This is a genomic window from Streptomyces sp. M2CJ-2 (genome assembly GCF_016757295.1).
GTDB lineage: Bacteria > Actinomycetota > Actinomycetes > Streptomycetales > Streptomycetaceae > Streptomyces.
Map to the genome: position 1 here is coordinate 274,157 of NZ_JAESIF010000002.1, position 24,548 is coordinate 298,704.

The 24,548-nt window shown below is 71.3% G+C and carries 23 protein-coding genes, 1 tRNA gene and 1 pseudogene; 7 read left to right on the forward strand and 18 right to left on the reverse strand.

Annotated features, from left to right (window positions below; all coding sequences use genetic code 11):
- Nucleotides 1-89: 89 nt before the first annotated feature.
- Together JL475_RS03670 and JL475_RS03675 are read right to left on the reverse strand one after the other, a co-directional pair.
- Nucleotides 90-839 (reverse strand): YcnI family protein, encoded by a 750-nt coding sequence (locus JL475_RS03670; protein WP_202275160.1) that lies wholly within the window; start codon nt 837-839, stop codon nt 90-92.
- 299 nt (nt 840-1,138) lie between these two features.
- Entirely contained in the window at nt 1,139-1,966 is an 828-nt protein-coding gene (locus tag JL475_RS03675) for a hypothetical protein (protein ID WP_202275170.1), read from the reverse strand.
- Between the two features lie 220 nt (nt 1,967-2,186).
- On the opposite strand from JL475_RS03675, the gene JL475_RS03680 reads away from it, so the two are divergent.
- Nucleotides 2,187-2,651 (forward strand): ATP-binding protein, encoded by a 465-nt coding sequence (locus JL475_RS03680; RefSeq protein WP_202275172.1) that lies wholly within the window; start codon nt 2,187-2,189, stop codon nt 2,649-2,651.
- A 93-nt stretch (nt 2,652-2,744) separates the two neighbouring features.
- Here the strand turns inward: JL475_RS03680 and JL475_RS03685 are convergent, their stop codons facing one another.
- Nucleotides 2,745-4,247: an aminopeptidase P family protein gene (locus JL475_RS03685; RefSeq protein WP_202275174.1), complete on the reverse strand. Its 1,503-nt coding sequence runs from the start codon at nt 4,245-4,247 to the stop codon at nt 2,745-2,747.
- A gap of 177 nt (nt 4,248-4,424) precedes the next feature.
- Complete coding sequence (locus JL475_RS03690) at nt 4,425-5,921, reverse strand: PP2C family protein-serine/threonine phosphatase (protein WP_202275176.1); 1,497 nt, start codon at nt 5,919-5,921, stop codon at nt 4,425-4,427.
- Nucleotides 5,922-6,560: 639 nt separating this feature from the next.
- Here JL475_RS03690 and JL475_RS03695 point away from each other — a divergent pair.
- A complete protein-coding gene (locus JL475_RS03695) occupies nt 6,561-7,226 on the forward strand; it encodes a bifunctional DNA primase/polymerase (protein ID WP_202275178.1) in 666 nt (221 codons plus the stop codon).
- Nucleotides 7,227-7,700: 474 nt separating this feature from the next.
- On the opposite strand, the gene JL475_RS03700 is transcribed toward JL475_RS03695, so the two are convergent.
- From JL475_RS03700 to JL475_RS03710, 3 genes are all read right to left on the reverse strand, one after another.
- Complete coding sequence (locus JL475_RS03700; protein ID WP_202275180.1) at nt 7,701-8,666, reverse strand: DUF5926 family protein; 966 nt, start codon at nt 8,664-8,666, stop codon at nt 7,701-7,703.
- Between the two features lie 203 nt (nt 8,667-8,869).
- Nucleotides 8,870-9,508 (reverse strand): ATP-binding protein, encoded by a 639-nt coding sequence (locus tag JL475_RS03705; RefSeq protein WP_202275182.1) that lies wholly within the window; start codon nt 9,506-9,508, stop codon nt 8,870-8,872.
- A gap of 180 nt (nt 9,509-9,688) precedes the next feature.
- The gene (locus JL475_RS03710) at nt 9,689-10,516 is read right to left on the reverse strand and encodes a glycerophosphodiester phosphodiesterase (RefSeq protein WP_202275184.1); all 828 of its coding nucleotides are present in this window, start codon (nt 10,514-10,516) and stop codon (nt 9,689-9,691) included.
- Nucleotides 10,517-10,824: 308 nt separating this feature from the next.
- Here JL475_RS03710 and JL475_RS03715 point away from each other — a divergent pair, with 308 nt between their 5' ends.
- The 3 genes from JL475_RS03715 (at nt 10,825) to JL475_RS03725 (ending at nt 13,161) form a co-directional block, all read left to right on the forward strand.
- The gene (locus JL475_RS03715; protein WP_202275186.1) at nt 10,825-12,384 is read left to right on the forward strand and encodes a S1C family serine protease; all 1,560 of its coding nucleotides are present in this window, start codon (nt 10,825-10,827) and stop codon (nt 12,382-12,384) included.
- 64 nt (nt 12,385-12,448) lie between these two features.
- Nucleotides 12,449-12,535: transfer RNA gene (locus JL475_RS03720), tRNA-Ser, on the forward strand.
- A 248-nt stretch (nt 12,536-12,783) separates the two neighbouring features.
- On the forward strand, nt 12,784-13,161 hold the full coding sequence (locus JL475_RS03725; protein ID WP_202275188.1) for a nuclear transport factor 2 family protein: 378 nt from the start codon (nt 12,784-12,786) through the stop codon (nt 13,159-13,161).
- On the opposite strand, the gene JL475_RS03730 is transcribed toward JL475_RS03725, so the two are convergent.
- From JL475_RS03730 to JL475_RS03745, 4 genes are all read right to left on the reverse strand, one after another.
- Entirely contained in the window at nt 13,123-14,535 is a 1,413-nt protein-coding gene (locus tag JL475_RS03730; RefSeq protein ID WP_202275190.1) for a site-specific integrase, read from the reverse strand. The genes JL475_RS03725 and JL475_RS03730 overlap by 39 nt on opposite strands.
- A 61-nt stretch (nt 14,536-14,596) precedes the next feature.
- Nucleotides 14,597-14,782: an AlpA family transcriptional regulator gene (locus JL475_RS03735; protein WP_202275192.1), complete on the reverse strand. Its 186-nt coding sequence runs from the start codon at nt 14,780-14,782 to the stop codon at nt 14,597-14,599.
- Between the two features lie 457 nt (nt 14,783-15,239).
- Nucleotides 15,240-16,721 (reverse strand): ATP-binding protein, encoded by a 1,482-nt coding sequence (locus JL475_RS03740; RefSeq protein ID WP_202275193.1) that lies wholly within the window; start codon nt 16,719-16,721, stop codon nt 15,240-15,242.
- Between the two features lie 2 nt (nt 16,722-16,723).
- Nucleotides 16,724-17,611, reverse strand: a complete 888-nt coding sequence (locus JL475_RS03745; protein WP_202275194.1) for a bifunctional DNA primase/polymerase — start codon at nt 17,609-17,611, stop codon at nt 16,724-16,726.
- A gap of 204 nt (nt 17,612-17,815) precedes the next feature.
- Here JL475_RS03745 and JL475_RS03750 point away from each other — a divergent pair, with 204 nt between their 5' ends.
- On the forward strand, nt 17,816-18,148 hold the full coding sequence (locus JL475_RS03750; protein WP_202275195.1) for a hypothetical protein: 333 nt from the start codon (nt 17,816-17,818) through the stop codon (nt 18,146-18,148).
- Here JL475_RS03750 and JL475_RS03755 read toward each other — a convergent pair.
- The 7 genes and pseudogenes from JL475_RS03755 to JL475_RS03785 form a co-directional block, all read right to left on the reverse strand.
- Nucleotides 18,145-18,609: a hypothetical protein gene (locus tag JL475_RS03755; protein WP_202275196.1), complete on the reverse strand. Its 465-nt coding sequence runs from the start codon at nt 18,607-18,609 to the stop codon at nt 18,145-18,147. The two genes, JL475_RS03750 and JL475_RS03755, sit on opposite strands and share 4 nt — an antisense overlap.
- Before the next feature lie 203 nt (nt 18,610-18,812).
- The gene (locus tag JL475_RS03760) at nt 18,813-20,930 is read right to left on the reverse strand and encodes an ATP-binding protein (protein ID WP_202275197.1); all 2,118 of its coding nucleotides are present in this window, start codon (nt 20,928-20,930) and stop codon (nt 18,813-18,815) included.
- 105 nt (nt 20,931-21,035) lie between these two features.
- Complete coding sequence (locus tag JL475_RS03765) at nt 21,036-21,353, reverse strand: hypothetical protein (protein WP_202275198.1); 318 nt, start codon at nt 21,351-21,353, stop codon at nt 21,036-21,038.
- A pseudogene (locus JL475_RS03770) lies at nt 21,340-21,700 on the reverse strand (RRQRL motif-containing zinc-binding protein). The gene JL475_RS03765 and the pseudogene JL475_RS03770 overlap by 14 nt, the downstream one beginning before the upstream one ends.
- Nucleotides 21,700-22,560 (reverse strand): protein spdB, encoded by an 861-nt coding sequence (locus JL475_RS03775; protein ID WP_202275199.1) that lies wholly within the window; start codon nt 22,558-22,560, stop codon nt 21,700-21,702. The pseudogene JL475_RS03770 and the gene JL475_RS03775 overlap by 1 nt, the downstream one beginning before the upstream one ends.
- Nucleotides 22,557-22,838 carry a DUF6303 family protein gene (locus tag JL475_RS03780; protein ID WP_202275200.1) on the reverse strand — a complete coding sequence of 94 codons (282 nt, stop codon included), beginning with the start codon at nt 22,836-22,838 and terminating at the stop codon, nt 22,557-22,559. Before JL475_RS03780 ends, JL475_RS03775 begins: the two co-directional genes overlap by 4 nt.
- Nucleotides 22,835-23,104 carry a DUF6284 family protein gene (locus tag JL475_RS03785; RefSeq protein ID WP_202275201.1) on the reverse strand — a complete coding sequence of 90 codons (270 nt, stop codon included), beginning with the start codon at nt 23,102-23,104 and terminating at the stop codon, nt 22,835-22,837. Before JL475_RS03785 ends, JL475_RS03780 begins: the two co-directional genes overlap by 4 nt.
- Before the next feature lie 493 nt (nt 23,105-23,597).
- Between JL475_RS03785 and JL475_RS03790 the strand changes: the two genes are divergently transcribed.
- Nucleotides 23,598-24,443, forward strand: a complete 846-nt coding sequence (locus tag JL475_RS03790) for a sigma factor-like helix-turn-helix DNA-binding protein (protein WP_202275202.1) — start codon at nt 23,598-23,600, stop codon at nt 24,441-24,443.
- The last annotated feature ends 105 nt before the right edge of the window (nt 24,444-24,548 follow it).

Below are 24,548 nucleotides of genomic sequence, written 5' to 3' on the forward strand. Positions count from 1 at the left end.
GATGCTTTCCAGGGGTGTGAGTTCTCCGGTGTGCACCGGGGCTCCACGGGATCGTGGGGCCCCGGTGCACACCGTCCAGCGGGTAGGGGTCAGGCGGAGGTGCGCCGACGCCCGGCGAGCACGCCGTAGGCGACGCCCGCGGCGCCGACGACGATGCCGACGATGCCCAGGACGCGGGCGGTGGTGTCGGTGCCGCCGGAGTCACCGGAGTCGGCGGCCGCGGTGGTTTCCGCGGCTGCCTTCTCGGTGTCCCCGGCGGACTTCGTGTCGTCGTCCGACGCACCGTGCGAGTGGCCGTCGGCGGAGGCCTCGGACAGGGCGAGGACGGGAGCCGGGTAGTCGGGCTCGTCCTTGCCCTCCTGCGGCACCTCGATCCAGCGGACGACCTCCTTGTTGGAGTACGTCTGCAGGGCCTTGAAGACCAGCTCGTCGGCGTCCTCCGGCAGGGTGCCGACGGACACCGGGAACTTCTGGAAGAAGCCCGGCTCGATGCCGTCGTCGTCGGCGGTCCAGGTGACCTTGGTGACGGCCTCGTCGATCTTCTTGCCGTGCATCTCCAGCGGCTTGTCCAGCTTGGACTTGGTGACCTTGACGTCCCAGCCGTCGACCGGCTGCGGCATCACGGAGGCCAGCGGGTGGTCGGTGGGGAAGGTCACCTCGAGCTTGGTCGTCGACGCGTCGTCACGCTCGTTGGGGACCTTGAAGTTCACCACCGCGTAACCGCCCTTGGCGGCCTCGCCCTCGGGCTGCACGCTGACGTGAGCGAAGGCGGGGGCGGACAGGGTGAGGACGGCGACACCGGCGACGGCGCCGGCGGCGGCGATACGGGAAGCCTTCATGACAGAAGCACTCCGCTTCAGTTGGGTTTCGCTGACGGTGAGGGATACGCGTACGGGCGAGCACTTGTGCAGGTGAGCACCTGTGGCGGTGAGCACCTGTGCCGGTGACGGCTCTGTCGCCCGGCCGCCGGGTCGTCGACCGCGGGGCCGTGACGCCTGGGTCACCGAGCGCTGTCCGCGACGGTTCGGTCGCCGACGGCTCGTCGTACGCGGGAAACGGACGCACCCGCGCGTGCCGCGCGCCGGCGCCCCTCTCCTCCTCCGGTCGTCCGGTGGTGGCGGAGTGTGGCCCGGTCGCGTCAGGCGGCGAGGGCGAGTGCGGTGCCGGCCGGCGGGCCTCGGCGGATCACCGTGTGCTGGAGTGCGGCGGTACGGGGGACGGGTGGCGCGGGCGGTGCGGTGCGCACCGGACACGGGGCGACCTGCGGAGTCCCCGGGAGGCCCGCGCGCAGGGCGAGCACCAGAGCGAGCGCCGCGCGCAGCGACCGTACGAGGGCGCCTTCGGCGACGCCGTGTGCCGACAGCTCGGCCAGCCGCAGCAACGCCAGGTCACCGCGGCGCAGCAGCCAGCCCGTGGCGAGCGCCACGAGGACGTGCGCGAGCAGCATCGGCAGGGTCGGCAGCAGTGCCGGCACCGACGAGTCCACCGCGGCCGAGGACAGTGTGTCCCCCTGGGCGTGCGCGTGGGTGCCGCCGGTCGCGTCGGGGTGGACCCGCGCGTCGATGAGGATGCGCTGCGCCTGTGCGGGACTGATGGCCGCCGCGGTGGTGCCGCACACCAGTCGTGCGGCCTGCTCGATCAGCGAGGCGTCGGAAAGGGGCGACGCCGTGTCCGCGGGGGCCGCCGCGCCGTGCTGGCCGATGCCGAACACGATGTGCAGGGCGGTCTGACCGGCCGCGAGCATGGCCGCGATCCCCGGCAGGGAACGCACGCGTCCGGCGAGTGGCGCCGCGACCGCGACCGTCCCGAGGAATCCTGCGCCCAGCGTCCACAGGGGAACGGCGGCGTGGGAGGCGAGCGTGTGGCCTGCCCCGGCCAGCACGACACAGACCGCGGCGAACACCGCGGCCCGCAGGATCCGGAGCCCGTGTCCGGAGCGCGTCGTGCGCAGGTGGGGGGCAGTCATGGCGGGCTCATCATCGCACTGGCCCCGTCGCCTCCGTACGGCAGGTCCGCAAGATGTGGCATGACCGGAAGATCACCTCTGTCATCAGTCGTCCCACATACACCGTTCGGCTCCACGGCGCACCCGCCGTATGGGGGGTGTCACGTCAGCTGCACGCTTACAACCGAGCACGCAGGGCAATACGTAACGGTATGTCGAGCCGCGGCCGGGAGGCTGGAGCATGAGCATCTGGTGGTCACTCCATCTGCGGCGCGACGCTGCGAGCGTGCCGCTCGCCCGGCGTCTGCTGGTCGGCGCCATGGAGACCGCGGGCGTCGACCCCGACATTTCCTACGACCTCTCCGTGGCCCTCAGCGAGGCCTGCGCGAACGCCGTCGAGCACGGTGGGGACGCCGTCCGGGGCGGTGCCTCGGAGGCGTACCGGGTGACCGCCTACCTCGACGGTGAGAAGTGCCGCATCGAGGTCGCCGACGCGGGACCCGGCTTTCCCGCCGGAACCGGAGGCCGCGCACGCCCGGCGGCCCGCCCCGTGCCGTCCGACGCGGAACACGGCCGCGGCCTCTGCCTCATCCAGGAACTCGCCGACCACGTCCACATCGGCAACAAACCGGGGCTGGACGGCGCCGTGGTGAGCTTCGACAAGATCCTCAAATGGCGGAAGGACGCGCCGCTGATGGCGGTCTGACCGCACCAGCGGACCTCCGAACACGCTCGCGGTCGTACCCCTGAGCGCACGTCGGCCGGGTACCGCGAGTGGTACCCGGCCGACGTGCGTGCGTCAGCTCTTGAGGGCGGCCATCCACGCCTCGACCTCGTCCGACCGCCTGGGCAGCGCGGCGGACAGGTTCCGGTTGCCGTCCTCGGTGACCAGGATGTCGTCCTCGATGCGGACGCCGATGCCCCGGTACTCCTCGGGCACGGTCAGGTCGTCGGCCTGGAAGTACAGGCCCGGCTCGACCGTGAGCACCATGCCCGGCTCCAGCGTGCCGTCGACGTAGGTCTCGGTGCGCGCGGCCGCGCAGTCGTGGACGTCCATGCCGAGCATGTGCCCGGTGCCGTGCAGCGTCCAGCGGCGCTGCAGACCCAGCTCCAGCACCCGCTCGACCGGCCCCTCGACCAGACCCCACTCGACGAGCCGCTCGGCCAGCACCCGCTGCGCGGCGTCGTGGAAGTCCCGGTACTTGGCGCCCGGCTTGACCGCCGCGATACCGGCCTCCTGGGCGTCGTACACGGCGTCGTAGATCTTCTTCTGCAGCTCGCTGTAGCGGCCGTCGACCGGCAGCGTGCGGGTGATGTCGGCGGTGTAGTAGGTGTGCGTCTCCACGCCCGCGTCGAGCAGCAGCAGGTCGCCGGAGCGGACCGGGCCGTCGTTGCGCACCCAGTGCAGGGTGGTGGCGTGCGGGCCGGCGGCGCAGATGGAGCCGTAGCCGACGTCGTTGCCCTCCACCCGCGCACGCAGGAAGAACGTGCCCTCGATGTAGCGCTCGCTGGTGGCCTCGGCCTTGTCGAGGACCTTCACGACGTCCTCGAAACCGCGTGCGGTGGAATCGACGGCCTTCTGCAGCTCACCGATCTCGAAGGCGTCCTTGACCAGCCGTGCCTCGGAGAGGAAGACGCGCAGCTCCTCGTCGCGCTCGGCGGTGACCTTGTCGGTCAGCGCCGCCTCGATCCCGGCGTCGTACCCGCGCACGACCCGTACGGGGCCGGTGGCCTCGCGCAGCGCGCCGGCCAGCTCGCGGACGTCGGAGGCGGGGATGCCGTACAGCTGCTCGGCCTCGGTGAGGGAGTGGCGGCGGCCGACCCACAGTTCGCCCTGGCCGTCCAGCCAGAACTCGCCGTTCTCGCGGTTCGAGCGCGGCAGAAGGTAGATCGTCTCCTTGTGGCCGTCCTCCGTCGGCTCCATGACGAGGACGCCGTCCTCGGTCTGGTTGCCGGTGAGGTAGGCGTACTCGACCGACGCGCGGAAGGCGTACTCGGTGTCGTTGGACCGCGTCTTCAGGTTGCCCGCGGGGACGACCAGGCGCTCACCCGGGAAGCGGGCGGACAGTGTGGCGCGGCGGGCGGCCGTCTCGGCGGCTTGGGGGATCGGCTCCAGGTCGCGCAGCTCGGTGTCGGCCCAGCCGCTCTTCATGTTCTCGGCCAGCTCGTCGGACACGCCGGGGTAGAGGCCGTTCTTGCGCTGCTTGACGGGCGCTTCCTCGGCAGTCTCCGGGCCTTCCGCGGCTTCCGGGGCCGCTGCGTCAGCAGCCTGGTCGAACGCGGTCGGGAGCTCTTCTGCCACAGCGGTCATCCTCCTTGGTAAGGCTTTGGACTCCCCCGAGCTTGCGGCTTCGTCCGAGCAGGGGGGACCACCACCATCGTACGGTCGTCGGCGAAACAGTCGCGGAGCGGAAGGACCCGTTACCGAGGGCATGCGCAGGATGACGTCCCGGACCGGTCGCCGGGCGCTTCGGAGTCGCTACTCGAACCGCGCGGCCAGCAGGACGACGTCCTCCGCGGAGTCCGTCGCGGCGGTCGGGGTCGTCAAGGTCGTCGGGTTCGTCGGGGCTGTCGCTTTCGACGCGGCCGCGCCCTCGGGCAGCACGGTGCGCAGGATGTGGTCGGCGATCGCACCGGGGTCGCGGCGCAGCGCCTGCGGCACCCCTGCCGCCGCCGCGTGCAGCCGCGCGAAGGCGCGGTCGGTGGGGTCGCCGGTGCGGTGCAGCAGCCCGTCGGTGTAGAGCAGAACCGTCTCGCCCGGCTCCGGGTACACCTCCACGCTCGGTGCCTCCCAGCAGGCGAGCATGCCCAGGGGGGCCGAGACGGACGTCTCCACGAACTCGGTGCGGCGCTCGCCGATCAGCAGCGGCGGGCTGTGCCCTGCACCGGCCAGCGTGATCTTGCGCAGCGTGGGTTCGCAGTAGCCGAACAGGGCGGTGGCCGACCGGGCCGGTTCGGTGAGCCTCAGCAGCAGTTCCAGGTCGGACAGGACGGCGACCGGATCCTCGCCCTCCATCACGGCGTACGCGCGCAGGGACGCCCGTAGCCGGCCCATCGCGGCGACCGCGCTGGGCCCCGTCCCGGTGACGGATCCCACAGCGAGGCCGAGGGCGGCGTCCGGCAGCGGCAGCGCGTCGTACCAGTCGCCGCCGCCGTGCGGGGAGGTGCGGTACCGGGCGGCGAGCTGGACGCCGGGGGTCCGGGGGAGGCGCGAGGGGAGCAGCTCTTCGGACATGGTGGCCATGGACGCGCGCGTGCGCTCGAGTTCCAGCAGGCGGGCGAGATGCTCGGCGGCGTACCGGGCGTACAGGCCGACGAGATGGCGCTGCCGTTCCGACGGCTCGGCCGGTTCGTCGTAGAGCCACACCGCCGCGCCCAGGCGCGGCCCGGGCCCCGCGGTACGCGGGGCGCCCGGGAACTGTGAGGTCTCCAGGGGCTCCGGCGTGAGGGGCAGGGTGTAGCTGGCGGCGTAGCCGAGGCGGGCGGCGACCTCGCGGTGCCTGGGGTCGAGCCCCTTCTCGGCGAGCAGGTCGGGCTCGGCGATGCCGTCGTCGGCCCCGGGCAGCCCGTCCAGGATCCTGCCGTAGGGCAGGGAACTGCGCGGGACGGTCTCGATGTGACCGAGGTCCGCGCGGGCCAGGCCGAGGCCGATCATGTTGGCCGGGCCGAGACCGTCGGCGGGTTCCAGGGCGACGAGACCGCGCCGGGCGCCCACCAGGGCGGCGCCGGCGCGCAGCATTTCCCGGAGTGCTTCGTCGAGGGCGCGCGTACGGGCCAGGCGTTCGGTCAGCTCGTGGAGGGTGGTGAGGTCGGAGACCCATCCCGCGAGACGGTCCTGGAGCAGCGCGCCCGGGGCGTTCTGGGGGGTTGCCGGGGCGGCCGGGGAGGTACCCGTGGCAACGGACGCGACAGTGTGCGCGGGTGCGGGAACCGTTGAATCGATTCCGGCCACTTTCGAAGGATGAGGGGCGGTCATGGCATCCGGCTTTCCGGCCGGTACTTACTGCTCAAAAGCATCGCAAACCCCCATGTCGTTCTGCGTCGCCGGCAGTGTCTCCACATGTACACGTACTCGTGAGGAGATGTCCAGCATTGTCCTGCTGGGATTCCTGGTGTCCGTGGGTCTGAAGGGAACTCACTCCCGACCTCTTGTCGAAAAGCGAACTTGGCTTGAAACTGCCTCAGGGGAAGGCTGATTGCGGTCGACTGGGCTTGCTCGACGGAGCGTCACAGCGGTCGTGATGGGTACGTACTCGGTGAAGGCCGGGGGTGGTGGGGAATCACCCGGGAACCTGGCGACGGACCCGGGCGTCTTAACCACCGACGACCGTGCCCCATCCTCCCGTGGCGGAGGCGGAGAGAAACAAGCGCGACGGTAAACGCCAGACTTCGCCACCCCACGCCATCCCCGTGCTTCTGCTCGACGCAGTATGGGTGGTACGGCCGTGGAGGCAGCCCTTGCTCGGCCTCGGCCCGTAGGGGCTCCCCTTGCCCGGTGCGGGGGTGTGATGCGCCAACAGGTACGCACAGTAGGTACGCACAGTGCAGTGATCGACTCATGTTGTGACGTGGACCACGGTGTTGCCAGGCGTGCAACGGAAAGGAACGAGCGCTCATGCGCGAGATCCTCGGAAGGCGACGCAGGCTCCTGTCCCAGGACGGCGACAGCGGGCCCGAACTGATCGAAGCGGCCCTGACCTTCGCCTCGGACTGGCGGTGGCCGGTACTCCCGGGTGTGGCGGCGGATCCGCAGGGCCGGTCCCGCTGCGGCTGCCCCGATCCCGAATGCACGGTGCCGGGTGCCCATCCCTTCGACCCCGGCCTGCTCGCCGCGACCACCGACGCGCGCATGGTGCGCTGGTGGTGGGGCAACCGGCCCACGGCTCCCGTCATCCTGGCCACCGGGGGCAGGGCACCCTGCGCGGTCTCCCTGCCCGCGGTACCGGCCGCCCGCGCCCTGGGCGCCCTCGACCGCCTCGGCATGCGGCTCGGCCCGGTCGTCGCCGCACCGGACCGCTGGTCGATCCTGGTCAAGCCGTACTCCCTGGAACAACTGGGCGAGTTGCTCCACGCCAAGGACTTCGTCCCCGGCTCCCTCCGCTTCCACGGTGAGGGCGGCTACCTCGCCCTGCCCCCGTCCGGTACCGGACGGGGCGGTGTCCGCTGGGAGCGTGCGCCACTGCCCGGCTCCGCCTCGCCGTGGGTGCCCGATGTCGAGGCCGTGGTGGACGCCGTGGTCGAGGCCCTCACCCGTACGGGTGTGAGCGCGCCCGAGCTGTAGCGGCTCGGCGCGCGAGCCGCGCCCGGCGCCCGCCGCTGAAGCGCGTACCTTCCCGGGGCCGCACCGTCGCACCGGGCCGCGCCGGGGGTCCTGGAAGAGTCCGTTCGCCCCCGCCCCGCCCGCGTCGACGCGGTGACCGTCTGCGGGGTCGCTCTGCCGCCGGCGGGGCGTCCAACCGGGGGCAACTCACCGGTGGGAACCGCCGGTTGGTATACGACTGCGCTCTGTCAGCAACGGCGGTCACGCAAAGACCCGGTTGCTGGCGACGGGGGATGCACCAGCAACCGGGCTACTGGAACGGTAACAAGAGATCGGCTGTTAGCAAATTCGAACTCAGCTTTTCCGGTCACCGACTGGCTTGTCCATGCAGGAAGTTGTGAAGGAAGTTGGTGGTTCCGGTGGCACGGGCGTGGGCCCCGGTCGCGCCGGCGCGACCGGGGCCCACGCCCGTGCCGACACGCCTCGCGGCGTGCCTCAGCTGAGGGTGACCTGCCGGTTGGTCAGCCCGCCGCGGGCGCGGCGCTCGTCGGCGGTGAGCGGAGCCTCGGTGGCCAGGGCGGCGGCGAGACGCTCGGCGAACTCGGCCGCCGGCTTCTCCACATCCTCGGCGCCGACCCCGCTGGGCAGGTCCCAGACCGGGACCGTGAGCCCGTGAGCACGGAAGGAGCCCACGAGACGGGTGCCCTCGCCGAGGGAGGACCGGTCCGCCGCGTGCAGTCGCGCCAAAGCGTCCAGAAGCTGCTCCTCGGGGTGCGGCATGACCCACCGCAGATGGTTCTTCTCCGGCGTCTCGCACCAGTACGCGGCGTCCACGCCCGAGAGCTTGACGGTCGGGATGGCCGCCGCGTTGGCCCGCTCCAGGGAGGCGGTCACGTCCGGCGTGGTGTTCTCCGGGTCGGGGACCCAGAACTCGAAGCCGGTGTGCACCACCGGCTCGAACGCGCCCTCGAGGTCCAGCAGATCCTGCAGGCGGGGTCCCTCGGCCGGAGCGCGGCGGGCCTGCACCGGGGTGCCCGGGGCGGCGGTGAGCGCACGCTGGAGGGTGTCGGCGAGGTCGCGGCTGATGTCCCCGGACGACGTGTCGTTCTGCAGGCCGAGGAGGACCGAGCCGTCGTCACGGCGCAGCGCGGGCCAGGCCATCGGCAGCACCGTGGCCAGGGTGACCGACGGGACACCCTCGGGCAGGCCGCCCTTGAGGGGCAGCTTGACGGTGGCCGCAGGCACCAGCTCGCGCAGTGCCACCCAGTCGCACTCGCCCGGCAGGCCCTCGAAGGGACGGTGTACCAGCTCGGTCACGGCGTGGGCGGCGGCACGGCCGTGGCAGGCCTTGTAGCGGCGGCCGCTGCCGCAGGGACAGGGCTCACGGGCGCCGACGACCGGGATCTCTCCCTCGGTGAGCTGGGGGCGCTTGGCCTTCGTCTGGGGGCGCTTCTTGGCCATCGTGGGTGTCTCCCGGTTACGGCTCGTCTCGTACGGGCGGGAGCCTAGCCGTTCACGACGCGACCGACGGGACCCTGTGGACGACGTGCCGCCCGCGGACGGCAGCTCGTGACGCGCGAGCCGTACGGGTCCGGGAGCGACCGACCCGCACAGAACCGCGCGGGCGGCCGGGGAGACCGTGGGACCACCGCACGGCTGCGTGGTCAGTCGAAGGTGTCGAAGGCCTCCGCGAACTCCAGCCCCGGTATCTCGGACACGGCGGGGGCCGTCACCCGTGTGGCGAAGTCGTCGCGCCGGTGTCCGGCGTCCGGGTCGTACACGTCGTCGTGGACGACGACCCACACCGTGACCTCGCCGGGTACCTCGTCGCGTACGCCCCAGTCGTCGGCCAGCGCCGTGATGATGCTCAGCCCCCGGCCGCCGTGCGCCGTGACCGACGGGGTGGCCGGCGCCGGGCGGGTCGGGCCGCCACCGTCGGTCACCTCCACGACCAGCCGGCCGCAGGGGTGCACGTGCCAGGCCGCACGGACGGCGCCGTCCCCGGCCAGGGCACCGCCCAGGGGCCGGCCGTGTTTGCATGCATTGCTCAGCAATTCGGAAAGGATCAGTACGGCATCGTCGATGACCGCGTCCGCCACTCCGCCGTCACGCAATTGCAGGCGCATACGGCGCCTCGCCTTCCCCACGCCCGCAGGGCCGTGGGGAACGGCCATGCTCGACGACGTGGGCACTTCCTGTGCCACCACCAACGCCACCCCCGAGACCTCCTTCGCCCCACGCCACGGTGTGAATGCCCCACGGGCCTGAACCGGAAACCGGCCAATCCGTGTGCGGTGACGCACTTGAACGATCGGGCACGCACCGAATGCGCCGGAGCACTCCCTGTGACCAGGTGGCTGGATTTCGTCGATGTGGCCGAGACGCGAGGATGCGCCGGGAGGGGCGCCCGGTCAAGAGCCCTGCACGAACCGCATGAGCCACACGAACCCCGCAGGCCCCGGGAGCCGGGTGGCCCGCACGGGTCAGCGGCCGAGCCGGTCGAGCACCGCGCGGGGGCGGTTGGTGATGATGGCGTTCACTCCGAGGCCGACACAGGCGTCCACGTCCTCCGGGTCGTTCACGGTCCACACGTGCACCTGGTGGCCGGACTGTTTCAGTCGCTCGATGTACGCGGGGTGGCTGCGCACGATCCGGATCGAGGGGCCCGCGATGTCCACGCCCTCCGGCAGCCGTCCGTCGCGCAGGCGGGGCGAGACGAACTGCTGGAGGTAGACCGTCGGCAGTGTCGGCGAGGCGGCGCGCACGCGGTGCAGTGACCGCGCGGAGAAGCTCATCACGCGTACCGGGGACTCCTCGGCGGCGCCGGGGGCGTCCAGGCCGAACCGCTTCAGCAGGAGCAGCAGCCGCTCCTCCACCTGTCCCGCCCACCGCGTGGGGTGCTTGGTCTCGATCGCCAGCTCCACCCGGCGGTCGGCGTCGACGACGAGCTCGAGCAGCCTTTCCAGGGTGAGGACGGAGGTCGCCTCCCTGTCCTCCGGCCGGTGCACCCAGTCGGGCTCCTCCACGCGCCCCCCGAGCGGGTGGCGGGTCTTCCAGGAGCCGAAGTCCAGGGCGGACAGATCGGAGAGCTCCAGCGCCGAAACCGCACCGCGGCCGTTGGACGTACGGTTGACGCGACGGTCGTGGACGCAGACCAGGTGACCGTCGGCGGTCAGGCGTACATCGCATTCGAGCGCGTCCGCACCGTCCGCGATCGCCTTGCGGTACGCGGCCAGGGTGTGCTCGGGAGCGTCCTCGGAGGCTCCGCGATGGGCGACGACTTGGGTCGGGCGCTGACGTGCAGGGGTCACCGCGTCATGGTGCCACCGCACGGGGGTACATGTGCGGTCGTCCGGGCGTCGACGGTGCGGACGCTGCGGTCGTCTGATCGGAGGCATCGAGATGGTGCACCCTTGGTGAGTAATGCCCTATATGAAGAATGGTCTCGCACCCACAGGAACGGCTTATGGTGCCCTGACGGCCCATGGGAAAAACTGACGTCATACAAAAAGACACGCACAGCTGAAGCGCGCCGGACTCGTCGCCATGCGTGAACGAGCGTGAACGGGCGAGACCGAGTGTGACCGATACAACAGCCGTGGATCGAGGAGAGAGAGCTGTGAGCACCGAGAACGAGGGCACCAACGAGGGCGCATCGGTACCCCCGGCCCCGTCCGTACCGCCCACGCCGGTGGATGCTCCCGCAGCTCCGGCACATCAGGAGCGTCCGGCTCCGGAAGGGGCCGGCCCGACGACCCCCATGCCCCCGGTCCCGCCGACCGCTCCGGGAACGGCACAGGGCCACGGCACGCCGGGACACCCCGGATACGGCGATCACGCCGGATACGGAGGCCACGCCGGATACGGAGGCCACGGCGCCCGGGAACAGACCCCCGCCGGCCCTCCGTCCGGAGCCCCTTCGGGAACCCCGGCGGGCGCCTCTTCCGCTCCCGACCCGTCCTGGCCCCCGCCCCCGGGACCGGGCATCCCGTCGTACGACGGCGGCGCCGGTCACGGCGCGGGCGGCTGGGGCTCGTACCAGCAGCCCGCGCCGAAGAACGGCGGGGGCAAGCGCGGTCGCCTGGCCGCCGCGGTCCTGGTGGCCGCGCTGGTCGCGGGTGGCCTGGGCGGAGGCCTCGGATACACGCTGGCCAAGAACAACGACGGCAACGGCTCGACGACGGTCTCCTCGTCCACCAGCGGCGGCAACGTCAAGCGCGACCCGGGCACGGTCGCCGCAGTGGCCGCCAAGGCGCTGCCGAGCACGGTCACCATCGAGGCCCAGGGCAGCAGCGGTGAGGGCGGCACCGGCACGGGATTCGTGTTCGACACACAGGGGCACATCGTCACCAACAACCACGTGGTGGCGGAAGCCGTCGAGGGCGGCAAGGTCGCGGTGACCTTCCCGGACGGCAAGAAGTACGACGCCGAGGTGGTCGGCCATGCCCAGGGCTACGACGTCGCGGTCATCAAGCTGAAGAACGCCCCCTCGAACCTGAAACCCCTCACGCTGGGCAACTCCGACGAGGTCGCCGTCGGCGACTCGACGATCGCCATCGGCGCGCCCTTCGGCCTGTCCAACACGGTGACGACCGGAATCATCAGCGCGAAGAACCGTCCGGTGGCCTCCAGCGACGGCACCGGCAGCCAGGCCTCGTACATGAGTGCCCTGCAGACCGACGCCTCGATCAACCCGGGCAACTCCGGTGGGCCGCTGCTGGACGCGCAGGGCAACGTCATCGGCATCAACTCCGCGATTCAGTCGACCAGCAACGGTGGCTTCGGCACCGGGCAGGCCGGCTCCATCGGCCTGGGCTTCGCCATCCCGATCAACCAGGCCAAGTACGTCGCCCAGGAACTGATCAAGACGGGCAAGCCGGTGTACGCCAAGATCGGCGCCTCGGTCTCCCTGGAGGAGGGGGCGGGCGGCGCGAAGATCACCGATCAGGGTGCCGGCGGCTCCGAGGCGGTCGACCCCGGCGGCCCCGCCGACCAGGCGGGCCTGCGCCCCGGTGACGTCATCACCAAGCTCGACGACCGTGTCATCGACTCCGGCCCGACCCTGATCGGCGAGATCTGGACCCACAAGCCGGGCGACAAGGTCACGCTCACCTACGAACGCGGCGGCAAGGAGCAGACCACGGAACTCACCCTGGGTTCCCGCATCGGCGACAGCTGACCCCACCCCACCCGCACCGACCCGTTACCCTTGTCCCGCGCCGCCGATCACCCGGCCGGCGCGGGGAGGTGTGCCCGAGCGGCCTAAGGGAACGGTCTTGAAAACCGTCGTGGCAGCGATGTCACCGTGGGTTCAAATCCCACCGCCTCCGCGCAGGTCATAGATGTTGCAGGTCAGAAGGGGTGCCCCGTCCACCGGGGCACCCCTTCTGCGTGCACCTTGTCTCACCCTGATCCGCCGGGATCCCGCTTCTGACCAGTGCGTGCGGCCAACCTGCGGCCAGGATTTGCTTATCCGACAGGGCCGGCTGACCACTGCGGGCCGGACCTCCTCGGAGTCCGGTGACTGTGCCTATGCAAGAGCGGAGTCACCGGCGGTGATGCGGTGCAGGATGTGGTCATGGAACCTTCCAAGACCGTTCAGATGCTCTGGGACCGCATGCAGGATCGAGATTGGGCAGGTGTCGGCGAGCTGCTGGCACACGATGTAGTCGTCGAGTGGCCGGTCAGCGGTGAACGCATCCTCGGTCGCGAGAACTACGTGCGCATCAATGCGGAGTATCCGGAAGGATGGTCGATCAAGGTCCTCCGCATCGTGCCGTCCGGAAATGAAGTCGTCTCCGAGGTCGAGGTCCCTCACGACACGATGGGCGTCCATCGGGTGGCGTCCTTCTGGACCGTTCACAACGACCTGATCACCAGCGGCCGTGAGTATTGGACAGAGCTCGGCGCGGACCCCTCACCTGCGTGGCGGGCTGCATACGTCGAGCGCATCTGAGGTCCCTTCGGACCCGCTCTCGTGCTCCGCCAGCCCCTGCTCAATCAAGGCGTTCATCCTGGCTTCCTCGCCGTCCAGGACTTTGGCGTAGTAGCGCTGCAGCACGGCGACACTCTGTCCCGCCCGTCGGGCTGTCTCGGCCAGGCTCACCCCGGAGCGGAGCCAGAAGGACACGCATGCGTGCCGCAGGTCGTACGGGATGGCGGCCAGCGGAGAGGCGACCTGCGCGGGCGTGAGCGCCTTCCGGCGGGCCTCCTTCCAGACGGCGCCGTACTCCTGGGACCGGACCGGGCCGCCGCGCACGGCGCTGAACAGCCGCCCGTCGGCCGTTGTCCCGGGGGCTTCGAGGTGGTCCCGCAGGATGCCGACCAGTACGGGCGGGATGGGCACCGGGCGGACCGCGCGGCGGGCCCGGTGCTTCAGCTGTCGTTCCTCGTACGGCTTGCCGTCGTCCGTCCAGGCCGATCCCACCTGTGGCCGGGCGCCGGCGAGCATGAGCCGTCCCCAGCCCTCCATGGGGAGGTCGCACTGGTCGGTGCTGAGCATGGACACCTCCTCGGGCCGCAGCGCCGCGTAGTAGATGCATGCGAAGAAGGCGACGAGGTGGGCCCCGCGGGGCCCCTGCGCGCGGACGGCGTCCAGCAGGGACCGTGCCTGCGCCGGCGTGGCGACGCTTCGCACGTCCAGCTCTTCCACTGCCTTGGGCGTCTCCCAGTGGACGCGGTGCAGAGGGTTGCCGGGCAGCAGCTCGTGTTCGACGGCCAGGCGCAGGCAGTTGCTCAGCACCGCGCGGCGGCGCCGGAACGTGTTGGCGGCGGCGGGCTTGCCGTCCTGCCGCTTGGCCAGGTGCTCCAGCACCGTGCGCATCCGTGCGGCGTTGTCCAGGTCGACCACGGCCGGGGCGTTGCGCTCCACCCACGTCAGGGCCTTGGCCTCTTCCGCCGGTGGTTCCTGGTCGTGGCGTCCCGCGTTGAACCCCCACTGGTAGAGCGCGCGACGCAGGACGTCGTCCGACGGCCGGCCCTTCCCGGTGGGGCACAACGCCATCGTGGCGATGGCCAGGCTCTCCGCGATGCTCGCTCGGTGCTTGGCTGCCGCGGTGGGCCATTTCCGGGTGACGTGTGCACGAGCATGGACGTACCAGTTCGTCCGGTTGCGCTCGCGCACCTCGGAGACGGGAAGCCCGCTTTCGGTGTCGAACGGCTCGCCCTTGCGTGTCGCGGTGAGCAGCTCCGCGCGGCGTGCGTCGGCGAGCGTCTTGGTCGCGAACTTCTCCTGGTACTCCTTGCCGGCCACCTGCCAACGCAGTTGGAACGGCGCGGCCTTGCTCGGACGCTTACGGATGTTCCAGACGCGCACGTCGTAGCTGTGCATTTTTCTCCTTGACGAAGAGGGGACCCCGCCGGGCGGCGGGGTCCCCTCGGGGCGTTGCGGTTCAGGCGCACATCTCGTGCGCGGCCCACCACGAGTCCAGGTCGCTGCGACGGCAACGGAGCTGACCGTTGGGCAGCTTGATGAGCTTCGGAGCCGTTCCCCGTGCGCGCATGCGGTAGAAAGCGGCGCGGCTCATGCCGAGTTCGGCGAGGACTTCGGAGAGCTTCAGCATCTTGTGGCTTGCCATCAATGACTCCTCATGGACCGAGCTCTACTCGGGTCTGCGGGTGCTTCTGTCCGAGGCGGGGATTCCTGCGTCACCGCGTCACGCGCGTCATTCGGTTTCCTGGCCTGCGCGTTCGGGATGACGCGGAGCTGTGGGGGGTGTCATCGGGTGACGCGCACCCGTGTCACCCGATGACGCGGGTGACGCGGGATGACGCATGCCCGCCGTCCTGCGTCACCGCTGTCGAGGCAGGTCAAGTGAGCTGTCACTGCGTGGGGTGACGTAGGTGACGCAGGTTCTCTCTCTACGGAAAAGAGAGAGGTGGTTCTTTGGTGTGCTGCGGTGTGGGGTGTGGAAGAGGGGAGCCGCTCTGCGGCGCGTCCGTACGGAGCGGCTGACGCCGCTGAACAGCAAGAGGAGCACGCCGGGCGGGGGTGCTCCTCTTGCTTGTGCCAGCGCGGAATGGCCGGCGTGGGGGTCAGAACGCCGGTTGCTGCTCGTGGGGTGCCGGGGGAGTGGAGGAGGAGCGGGTCATTTCGATGTAGCGGGCGGATTTGGTGCGGCCCCAGTCGATGAGGACGCCCCTAGCGGCCAGGGTGGGCTGTAGACGCTTCAGTCGGTCGGAGAGCACCTTGCCGGTGGTCGGCCAACCCTTGGGGAGCGAGCGGCAGTCCTCGCCGCTGTAGAGGCCAGTGAGGCATTGCAGCCACTCGGTGGAAGTCATCCGCTGCTCTGTCCCCGCTTCCAGACCGGCGGCGTGCTTGAGGACGGTCTGCGCCAAGAGGTCGCCTTCGATGACGTCATCGTTGAGGTCGTCGAGGCTGGCCCGGTAGGCGGCGAGCGAGCCGATGCCGGTGGCGGTGTCGAGCTGCGCGCACAGGTGGGCGAAGTCCGCCATGCGCAGGTCCGTGGGGATGTCCGCGCCCGCCGCGCGCACCTTCACGGTGAGGTCCAGGAGCGAGCCGAGGATGACCGGGAGGGCTTCTTCGAAATCCGCCCACAGCTCCGCCTCGGTACGCCGGACGCGGGGCCGCTCCAGGCGCAGCGGCAGGAGCCGTTCGGCGAGGTCGGGGCGGATGACGCCGACGTCGATTCCGGTGAGGAGCAGGGGCCGGCGGTAGCGGGCGCGGACGACGTCGCCGTCGGTGAACAGGGCGCGCTTGACGGTCTCGGCTCCGGTGACGATGCAGCACATCGCGTCGGACAGGTCCGGGGCGAGGTGGGAGAGGTTGTCCAGGGCGGTGACCCAGCCCGCGGCCACGGCCGCGATCAGGTTCTCCTCGTCCTTCGGCGCGCGGCGCAGGTCGCCGCTCATGCCCTCGATGATCCGCACCAGCATGCGGCCACCGGTGGACTTGCCTGCGCCCTGCGGGCCGGTGAGGAACGGCGCGGGGACGGGGACGGAGGGTTCGAGGCAGCCGATGAGCCAGGCGAGGGCCAGGCACTCGGTTTCCGCGGTGGCGAAGTTGCACAGCCGCATCAACTGGTCGATGCCCTTGCCGTCGGTGTCCTTGACGGGGAGGGGGAGTTCGCCGGTGAGCTGGGTGCGCTTCCAGCACACCTCACGCGGGTCGGGGGTGAGGATGTCCCAGCCGGTGGGGTGGATGCGGACCGACTGTCCGTCGTCGCGGCCGAGGTCCAGCCAGGTCGCTCCGTCGAATCCGGGGGCGACGCGGATGTGCACGGGCTGCACGCCTTGGCTCAGCGCGAGGGCTTCGATCAAGTCCAATGCCTCCTTGAGAGCGGTGCCGTTGAACACGCCGTATCCGTCCTGGAAGAGCCCGACCATGAGTTCCTGGCGGTGGCTGCCGGTGGTGCCCTGGGAGCGGATCGGACGGGCCACGGGGTGGCCGTTCTTCTGCGCGTAGACGGTGCCGTCGGCGGTGCGGAAGTAGCGGAAGTGGGCTTGCGCGTAGTCGGTGATGACCTCGCGGGCGGGGGTCTTCTCGTCGTCGGACACGGTCACATCCCCAGCTTCGTGCGGGCGTTGGTCCACGCGTCCGTGCAGTGCCGGGCGCTCTCGCCCTTGGTCTGCGCGGCGGTGAACAGTCGCGTGACGTGGGCATCGGTGAGGCAGCCGCACCGGCCATGCGTGGACAGCACCGCGAGGAACGTCCGGTACACGGTCGCGTGGACCGCGCTGCGGGCGGCGGTGATGCGCTGTTCGGCCATGGCGATGCCCCGCTCCAGGTAGGCGGGCGTGCGGTGGCGGCACTCCCCGTTCCCAGCCCGTGCGGGCACGGCGAGGGCCTGCGGCGCCGGGCGGGCCGGAGAGGGTCCCTTGACGGCCAGCGCGCGGACGGCGTCCGGCAGGGCGGTCAGGGTGCCGGTGCCGGGCCCGAGGTAGCGGGCGTAGGCCATGGTCGACTTGATGTCGACGCCGGGACGCACCGCGTTGCGGGACGTCATGGCGCCCCGGTAGATCCAGTGCTCACCGCGGGTCGTCTCCACGGTCCGCGTGGCGGGCAGGGCCTCGCGGGCCCAGGCGACGGCCGCCGTGTCGTCGAGGTCGACCACGGTCAGCCCGGCGGCGCCGGGGTGGTAGGCGACAGAGACGGCGCGGCGCCATGCGGCCTTCCAGGCTGGGGAGGTGAGGACGGCGGGGTCGGTGGTGGCGGCGGCCCAGGCGTGGCAGACGCCGGGGCAGCGGCACGGGCCCGCGCTCTTCATGTTCGGCCGGCCGCCGCACACGTTGCCAGCACAGGCCGGGCAGTTGCCGAACGGCGCCTTCCCCGCGCGCAGCGGCAGCACCGGCACACCAGTGGCGGCCAGCGCCAGCGCGGTCCGCAGGGGTTCGGGCAGCCGCGGCCGTGGGCCGGGCACTCGCCGGATGGTGGTGGGTTGGGTCATGCTGGGAGACCTCCAACAGGTCTGTAGCGGACTGGTTGGCAAGGGCGGCCCCGGACTTTGGCGAGACGGGGGCCGCCCTTGACGTAGCTGGGACTGTCCGGCCGAACAGGAGCGTCGCGGGCAGGGAAGCGCGTGGACGCGGGATGCGGTGGGTGTCATGATCACGGCGGCGTCCGGCGGGGGTCCGGCGCGCAGGGAGGGACCATGGAGCTCTATCTCGACATACCTTTTGTTCTGGCTGTTCTGGCTGTTCTGGTGGCGTCGCTCATCGCCGCCTCGGGCGTAGCGGCGGTTACCCGGGGCTGGGTGCTCCCGGTGAACCGGCCTCGGGTTCACCGCGTTCGCCTCTACGGCTGGGGTCAGTTGGGAGTTGCCTTCGGCCTGTGCTGTCAGGTGCTCTTCGGGCTGATGATCAGCAATCCCGGCATCCGGTCGTTGGTGACCTTGACGGGCAGCGGGCTTCTGCTGAGCGGCATCATCGTGATGATGGTGAGCCAGCGCCCGGGCGCTAATCGACAGGGCAGCGGCACGCCCTAGCCGTGGAAGTGGCTGCGCTTGAACGTGGCCTTGCGGATGTTCACCGTGGTGCCGCCCCGGTGGCCGCTCGCACCCAGCACCTGGACGGCGATCCAGCCGCCGAAGACGACCGCGGCCAGGATGATGAGCTGGGTGATGAACGCGGTCAGGGCGGCGATGAACGAGGTGAGCAGGAGCAGCCCGCCGCACACCGCGAGGAACCCGATGCCCCCGAGGGCGGCGTTCACGGCCGTCCGCGAGACGGCCGGCTTGGCCGCGACTGGTGCGGGCTGCGCCGGTTCGATGGCGTAGCCGGTGACGATCCGGCCGTCGGGCAGGACGATGCTCGCCACCGCCGGCACGGTGCCCGGCTGCACCGGCAGGACCGGCGCCGACACGGGGACGGCGGGCGGGAGCGGGGTCGGCCGATGCACCTCTATGGCCCGTTCTGTGGGTGCGTGCGGGGTGTGGTCGGGGTACATGCGGAATCCCTTCCGGACATGGGTCAGGGAGGCGGAGACACCCCCTTGGGGGTGCCGTGTGGAGGGGTGTTCGGGGGTCTGGCCTGCGGGCCTCCCTGCCTCCCTGAACGATCATTTGTGCTGTTCAGGGCCGGGGAGGCGGGTCAGGGAGGCGGTCAGGGAGTTCTCCCTGCCTCCCTGACCGTGTGGAGGTCGGCTCCCTGTCATCCGTCGGCGGAAGCGGAACCGTCCGTGTCGCGGTGGGCGAGGGCGCGGGCGACGCGGTCGCGGCCGACGACCATGCGCCCGTCGGACTTGTACGGCTCGGCGCCGGCGTCCTCCAGCACGCGCTTGAGGTCGCCGGGCGTCCACCGCCCGTAGGCGTCCTCGTTGAGCGCGGACAGCCGCTTGAGGACGTCGGCGGTCAGCACCCGGGAGGCGGTGCCGAGGACGGCGGCGATGTCGGCGAGCGGGTCACGCTCCTCGCCCCGCTCGATCACGTGCAGCGTGGTCACCCCGTCCCGCAGCCGCTTGGCCCGCTCGGCGATCTCGGTCGCGGTGCCGGTGTCGATGTAGTGCGTGCGCACCGTGAGGGACGCCTGGCCGGCCGGGATCTCGATCCCGTCCGAGGCGACCACCACGGTGCCCTTGTCCAGCCCCGGGCGCAGCAGGTTCGGCGCCGCACCACCGTCGACCGCCTTGTCCCCCAGCGCCATGCGGGCCTGCGACTCGGTGCCCAGGGCGAGGGAGGCGCGGGTGTGGGCGCCCTCGCGCACCAGCTTGGGCAGGTTCTGGTCGGTGGGGTCCTGGGTGCCCTGCCACAGCAGCACGTTGACCGCCCGGCCCTGGTTGTGAATCTTCCGCGCGGCCATGAAGTAGCGGCTGGTGGCCTTGGAGCCGCCGTAGGGGCGGGAGTCCTCGTCCTTGACGGGGCACATGAACGCCACCTGCGCCTCGTCGACCAGCAGGATCAACGGCGGAAACGCCGTGCCGGGCGGCGCGGTCAGGCGGCGTTCCATCTCCGAGACGCCGCCCTCGAGCATCTCGGTCGCCTCGATCACGTGGCCGTCGGTCGGCCCCTGGATCAGCACGGTGGCGAGCCCGTCGTACATGGCCCAGTCGCCGGCGCCCTTCAGGTCGGCCACCCGGAATTCCACGGTGCGGTCGAGGGCGAGCCACAGGGCGAGCGCGCGCAGCGCGGCCGTCTTGCCCTGGTTGGACAGACCCGTGATCAGGAGGTGGCGCTGGTACAGGCTCAGGCTCGCGCCGTCGCCGCGCAGGTCCTGACCCCACGGGGCGCGGCCCTTGGCGTAGTCGGCGGCCAGCGACTCGTCGACGGCCAGCGGGGACGGGCCGATCGGCTCGTCCAGGGCGCCGGAGTCGGCCACCCACAGCCGCACCGTGCGGGCCGCCTGGGGGAGGGTGATGAACACCTCGTGCTCGTGCCGGGTCAGGTTCTCCGCCAGCTTCCGGCGTCGGTTCTGCACCTCGATCGTCGACACCCCCGAGGGCAGCGTCACGTCGACCTCCACGCCGCATCCGGCGATGCGGATCGGGCCCAGCATGGACGCGCCGGCGTCGCCCATCTCCTTGATGGCGTTGCGCAGGGCGGGCACCCCGAGGTCCCGGAGGGCCTTGACCACGATGGACGGCGTGATCGGCTCCCCCTCTCCCGACCGGACATTCGCCGGGAGTGCCCAGGCGGGGGCGGCGTGCTGCTTGCGGCCGACCGACCACAGGGCCAGCAGCGCCAGGAACGGGCCGATCGTGAGCGCCGGGCCCCACACCACCTGCACGATCCGGATCAGCAGCGCGAGGAAGTCGATGGTCGCCGACAGCGGCGTGATGACGTCGCCGGCGTGACCGGTGTTGAGGGCCATGACGATGCCGAGGGCGACCAGGACACCGATGCTCATGCCGGCGCCGACGGCCACGCCCTTGGCGGCCTCCACGGGCAAGTGGAGGAGGTCCATGCGGCGGTGGTGGCGGGCGGCGCGGAAGCGCTGCAGCCGCTCCTCCCACTCTTCGGCCGCTTCCAGGTTTCCCGCGGCTTCCGCCGCCCGGATCATCCGCTCGTAGCGGGCGCCGGTGCGGCCGTCCCAGGTGCGGCGGGCCACGATCCGGCCGCCGTTGAGGGTGTAGAGGCTGTGCCGGGCCACCGTCCGCATGGCAGTCTTCGTGCCCTCGTGCGTGACGGCGGTCTTCACCGCGCGGCCGGAGCGCACCCACAGCGGCACCGGCCGGGCGGGCGGCGCGTCGGGCACCACGGTGAGGGTGGTCACGGTCGCCGGGTCGGCCGGCGGGTCGGTGGGCTTGTGGAGGTGAACGACGTTCTCCGACATGCTGGGAGAGCTCCTGACTGCCCCGACAGGGGCGTGAGTAAGGGAGAGCCGGGGTGGCCGGGTCCGTGGAAAGAGCGGCCACCCCGGCGTGCGGGGGTTGGCTGGTCACCACCAGCCGGACGACTTCTTGGCGGCCTTGGTCCGGGCGGCCTCGGTGATGAGCCGCTGCCGCTCGCCGTGCAGGGCGGACAGTTCCGCGGTCAGCCGCATCTCGGCGGCGCTGCCGGTGGACTCGATCCGCTGCTCGGCGCGGCCAGTGCTGCGGCCCCGCAGGGTGCGATAGGCGCCGCCGGCGACGGCGCGGGCCATGGCGCGGCGCTCGCGGCCGTTCAGCGGCCACAACTCGCCCCGCCGCACAGCCTCCAGCTTCTTGGCCGTCTGCCGGATCTCACGGTCCAGACGACGCAGATCAGCACTGCTCATGGGCGCTCCCATCGGACCCATGCGGGTCGAGGTCGGCGCAGGGCACGCACGTGCCCAGCGCGGCGGGGATGACGTAGCCCGCATCGCGCCGGCAGGCGGGACACGTGCGGCGGGCGGCGTTCGCGGCGGCGAGCGCCGCCCTGCGGGCCGGCGTCATCGGCCTCACCGGCACGGCCAGGTCGACGCGGTAGAGGTAGGCGACCAGCGGGCCCGCGCCGACGGCGGGGGCGTTCGAGCTGCGCGGCCACGTCCTGACCACCGGGCCGCAAGCCGCGGGCGCGGAGTTGGCGGCGGGTGGCGTAGCCGTCCGGGGCGAGCTGCCACCGGTACGCCGGCAGCGCCCCCATCAGGCGACGCGCTTCCACGCGGCGCGCAGCCGGACCTCGGAGGCGGAGTGGCCGGCCGCGCGGAAGCGGGCGGCCATCTCCCGGTAGGACAGGGCCGGGGTTTCGCTGGTGCGGATCTCGTCGACGATGACGTCCAGCGCCTCATCGGTGAGGGCGGGTACGGCCTCCAGCGAGCGGGCCGCGAGCGGCTCCGACGGCCCCCACACGGGCAGTTCCCAGCGGGGTGTGACACCGGGTGTGACGCGGTTCGTCACGCTGGTCAGCGCCCTGCCGGTCTCCTCGCCGGCGCGGGCCGTCTCCAGCGTCGACCACGCCTTTGCGAGGGTGTCGGCGGTGGTGGCCTGGACGCGGGCGACGCGCGCCCCGGCCTGCGTCACGGCCGTCAGCCGGGTCTCCTCGGTGGCTGCCTCGGCGCGCAGTCGGGCGCGGGCCACGGCCGCCTCGTCGCGGGCCTCCTGCTGAATCCCGCGGATCGCATCCAGCGCCACCGGGGTGAGCGCGGTCCGCTCCCACAGGCCGTGCGCCAGCCACAGCGCCTTGGCCGCGATGGGCAGCCACGCCACGGCCAGCCACGCCCCGGCGGAGTGCTCCGCGGTCAGCGCGTGCGCGACCAGGACGGCGGTGGCGACCAGTCCGAAGCCCCAGCCGACGGCGGTCACCGTGCGGTTGTGGTCACCCTGCGCGGCGAGCCGGCGTTCATAGGCGAGGGTGGCCAGCCATCCCCCGTCGATGCCGAGACCGACGACCAGGGCGACGGGCCACGGCATCGCGGTGCCCAGCCACATCACGACCACGGCGAGGGTGAGGACCATGGACACGGCCGTCATCGCGACGGCCGGCAGTACGGTCTTGGCACTCATGCGGCGCCCCCGTCCCGGCCGCGCACCGTGACGGCCGCGATCAGCAGGACCGGGGTGGAGTCGCCGTCGGGGTCCCGGCTGTCCTCCGTCCAGGACCACGCCGCCCCCGGCGCCACCTGGTAGCCGAGGGCGGCCAGCACGCACCGGCGCTCCGCCCCGGTGGGCACCGGGCCGGTGCGCTCCCAGCGGAAGGTGGGCCAGTCCGGCTCGCCGTACAGCACGACGTACAGCCGCCACGCCCCGCCGTCGCTCGCCAGCTGCGCGGTCAGCGTCTTCACGCCGAACCCCCGGGCAGGCTCGCGCCGGCGGTGCGGTTGACCAGCGCGACCCGGGCGGCCAGCGCCCGGCGGCGGGCCCGGCGGATGCGGCGGGCGTCCAGCTCGGTCGGCGTGCGGTCCAGGGTGACGATGTGCGCGTCCAGCAGCTTGACGTCGGCCAGGATGACGGGCATCTCCCGCTCGATCGCGTCCAGCTCGGCGTTCGTCGGCTCCATGAAGTCGGCGAACGCGGTAACAGCGTCCTGAACAGTGACGATGTGACTCATTGGGTCGTGTTCCTCTCACAGGTGGAACGGCCCGAACGCGGCTCCCGGGATGCACCCCGGGAGCCGCTCGCCGTTGGAGTCGGTCTCCGGCTCCCCTCAACGCCGCTCGTACGAGACGAGCAGCGGAGGCAACCGGCCGCAGCGCAGGAAGCACTGCGGTAGGTCGTGGTCGTACGGGTGTCTCCTTCGGGAACGCGAGCTCCCGTTTCAGGCACATGGAGACGTGACCTTTCGGTCTAAAGCCGTCCCGAATGACAAGGGTCGGGTCCGCCCTCGGCCCGCTCTGTCCCGGGCCCCTTGAGGCCGCGCCCGTGGACGCGACCCCCGTTGTTGCGCGTTAGTGCAGGTCAAAGACCGCAAGGACGAGGCCCCCGATGCTGCTTAGGGGGGCTTGCCGTCTTGCTTGTTAGGTACCGTAGGCAACCCGGAAGCTGCGCGCAACCCCCTCTCGCGGTACAGTGCGATAGCCCCCCTAGGCGACGATTGGAGAGTCGTGCACGACGACATGAAGCGGGTCGCTGGCATCGGAGAGCCGGTCGACCGAGCAAAGGCAGCAATCGACCTGATGGCGACCTATCAGGGGTGGGTGCTGGAGCTGTCCCGCATCCGCCGCGAAGCCATCGAAGAGGCGCAGGCGTCCGGCATGACCCAAGCGGAGATTGCTTCGCGTCTCGGGGTGAGTCGCGGGCGTGTCGGTCAGCTTGCGTCTGCTGGTCCGCCGCCGGAGCGAGCGTTCTTCGGTACCGACCTTGTGACCGTCTCCCTCGGCGGCAAGTACGAGGGCGGAAAGACGCCAGAGCAGAACCCTGGCGAAGTCGTTGCCAGGGAAGACCTCGACAACTTCGAGCACCTGCGCAAGCTGCTGAACGGCATGAAGCTCGATGCCCAGTACGAGGTGATCCCGCCTTCCGGCATCGTCAACCTGAACCGCGACAACCACGTGGTCGTCTGTGGTCCGCGCCTGTCGCCCATCGTCGCCCAGGTGCTGGAAGGAGACGAAAACCTACGGTTTGAGAAGGACCATGCCTGGCACCTGGTCGACCAGAAAGCGGGGAAGCAGTACCGGTCTCCGATGGACGAGGACGGGTCTGCGGGTGACTTCGGCTACCTCGGCCGGCTCCCTCGACTCAATGGGCGTGGAACCTTCCTCTACATCGCAGGTATCCACGCCATCGGCGCGAACGGAGTGGTCCACTACTTGAAACACAACCTGGCTGAGCTGTACCGAGAGGTCCGAACGAAGCGCTTCTCCACGCTGATCTCGTGCCGCTACAACCCTGAGACCTTTGAGGTCCTGGAGAGCCGCAGGGTCACCCCGCTGTACCGACACGAAAGCTGATCATGCGCGTTTGCTTCGACTCACAGCCGGGGGGCGCCAACCCCAATGAGGACTGGGTGGCCGGTTCGCCGGATCTAGCCGTCGTGCTAGATGGGCTAAGCACAG

What these genes read in the sequence shown, in the direction of transcription:
- JL475_RS03670 (WP_202275160.1), bottom strand. Translation starts at nt 839, where the DNA reads ATGAAGGCTTCCCGTATCGCCGCCGCCGGCGCCGTCGCCGGTGTCGCC.
- JL475_RS03675 (WP_202275170.1), bottom strand. Translation starts at nt 1,966, where the DNA reads ATGACTGCCCCCCACCTGCGCACGACGCGCTCCGGACACGGGCTCCGG.
- JL475_RS03680 (WP_202275172.1), top strand. Translation starts at nt 2,187, where the DNA reads ATGAGCATCTGGTGGTCACTCCATCTGCGGCGCGACGCTGCGAGCGTG.
- JL475_RS03690 (WP_202275176.1), bottom strand. Translation starts at nt 5,921, where the DNA reads ATGACCGCCCCTCATCCTTCGAAAGTGGCCGGAATCGATTCAACGGTT.
- JL475_RS03695 (WP_202275178.1), top strand. Translation starts at nt 6,561, where the DNA reads ATGCGCGAGATCCTCGGAAGGCGACGCAGGCTCCTGTCCCAGGACGGC.
- JL475_RS03700 (WP_202275180.1), bottom strand. Translation starts at nt 8,666, where the DNA reads ATGGCCAAGAAGCGCCCCCAGACGAAGGCCAAGCGCCCCCAGCTCACC.
- JL475_RS03725 (WP_202275188.1), top strand. Translation starts at nt 12,784, where the DNA reads ATGGAACCTTCCAAGACCGTTCAGATGCTCTGGGACCGCATGCAGGAT.
- JL475_RS03730 (WP_202275190.1), bottom strand. Translation starts at nt 14,535, where the DNA reads ATGCACAGCTACGACGTGCGCGTCTGGAACATCCGTAAGCGTCCGAGC.
- JL475_RS03735 (WP_202275192.1), bottom strand. Translation starts at nt 14,782, where the DNA reads ATGGCAAGCCACAAGATGCTGAAGCTCTCCGAAGTCCTCGCCGAACTC.
- JL475_RS03745 (WP_202275194.1), bottom strand. Translation starts at nt 17,611, where the DNA reads ATGACCCAACCCACCACCATCCGGCGAGTGCCCGGCCCACGGCCGCGG.
- JL475_RS03750 (WP_202275195.1), top strand. Translation starts at nt 17,816, where the DNA reads ATGGAGCTCTATCTCGACATACCTTTTGTTCTGGCTGTTCTGGCTGTT.
- JL475_RS03755 (WP_202275196.1), bottom strand. Translation starts at nt 18,609, where the DNA reads ATGTACCCCGACCACACCCCGCACGCACCCACAGAACGGGCCATAGAG.
- JL475_RS03760 (WP_202275197.1), bottom strand. Translation starts at nt 20,930, where the DNA reads ATGTCGGAGAACGTCGTTCACCTCCACAAGCCCACCGACCCGCCGGCC.
- JL475_RS03765 (WP_202275198.1), bottom strand. Translation starts at nt 21,353, where the DNA reads ATGAGCAGTGCTGATCTGCGTCGTCTGGACCGTGAGATCCGGCAGACG.
- JL475_RS03775 (WP_202275199.1), bottom strand. Translation starts at nt 22,560, where the DNA reads ATGAGTGCCAAGACCGTACTGCCGGCCGTCGCGATGACGGCCGTGTCC.
- JL475_RS03785 (WP_202275201.1), bottom strand. Translation starts at nt 23,104, where the DNA reads ATGAGTCACATCGTCACTGTTCAGGACGCTGTTACCGCGTTCGCCGAC.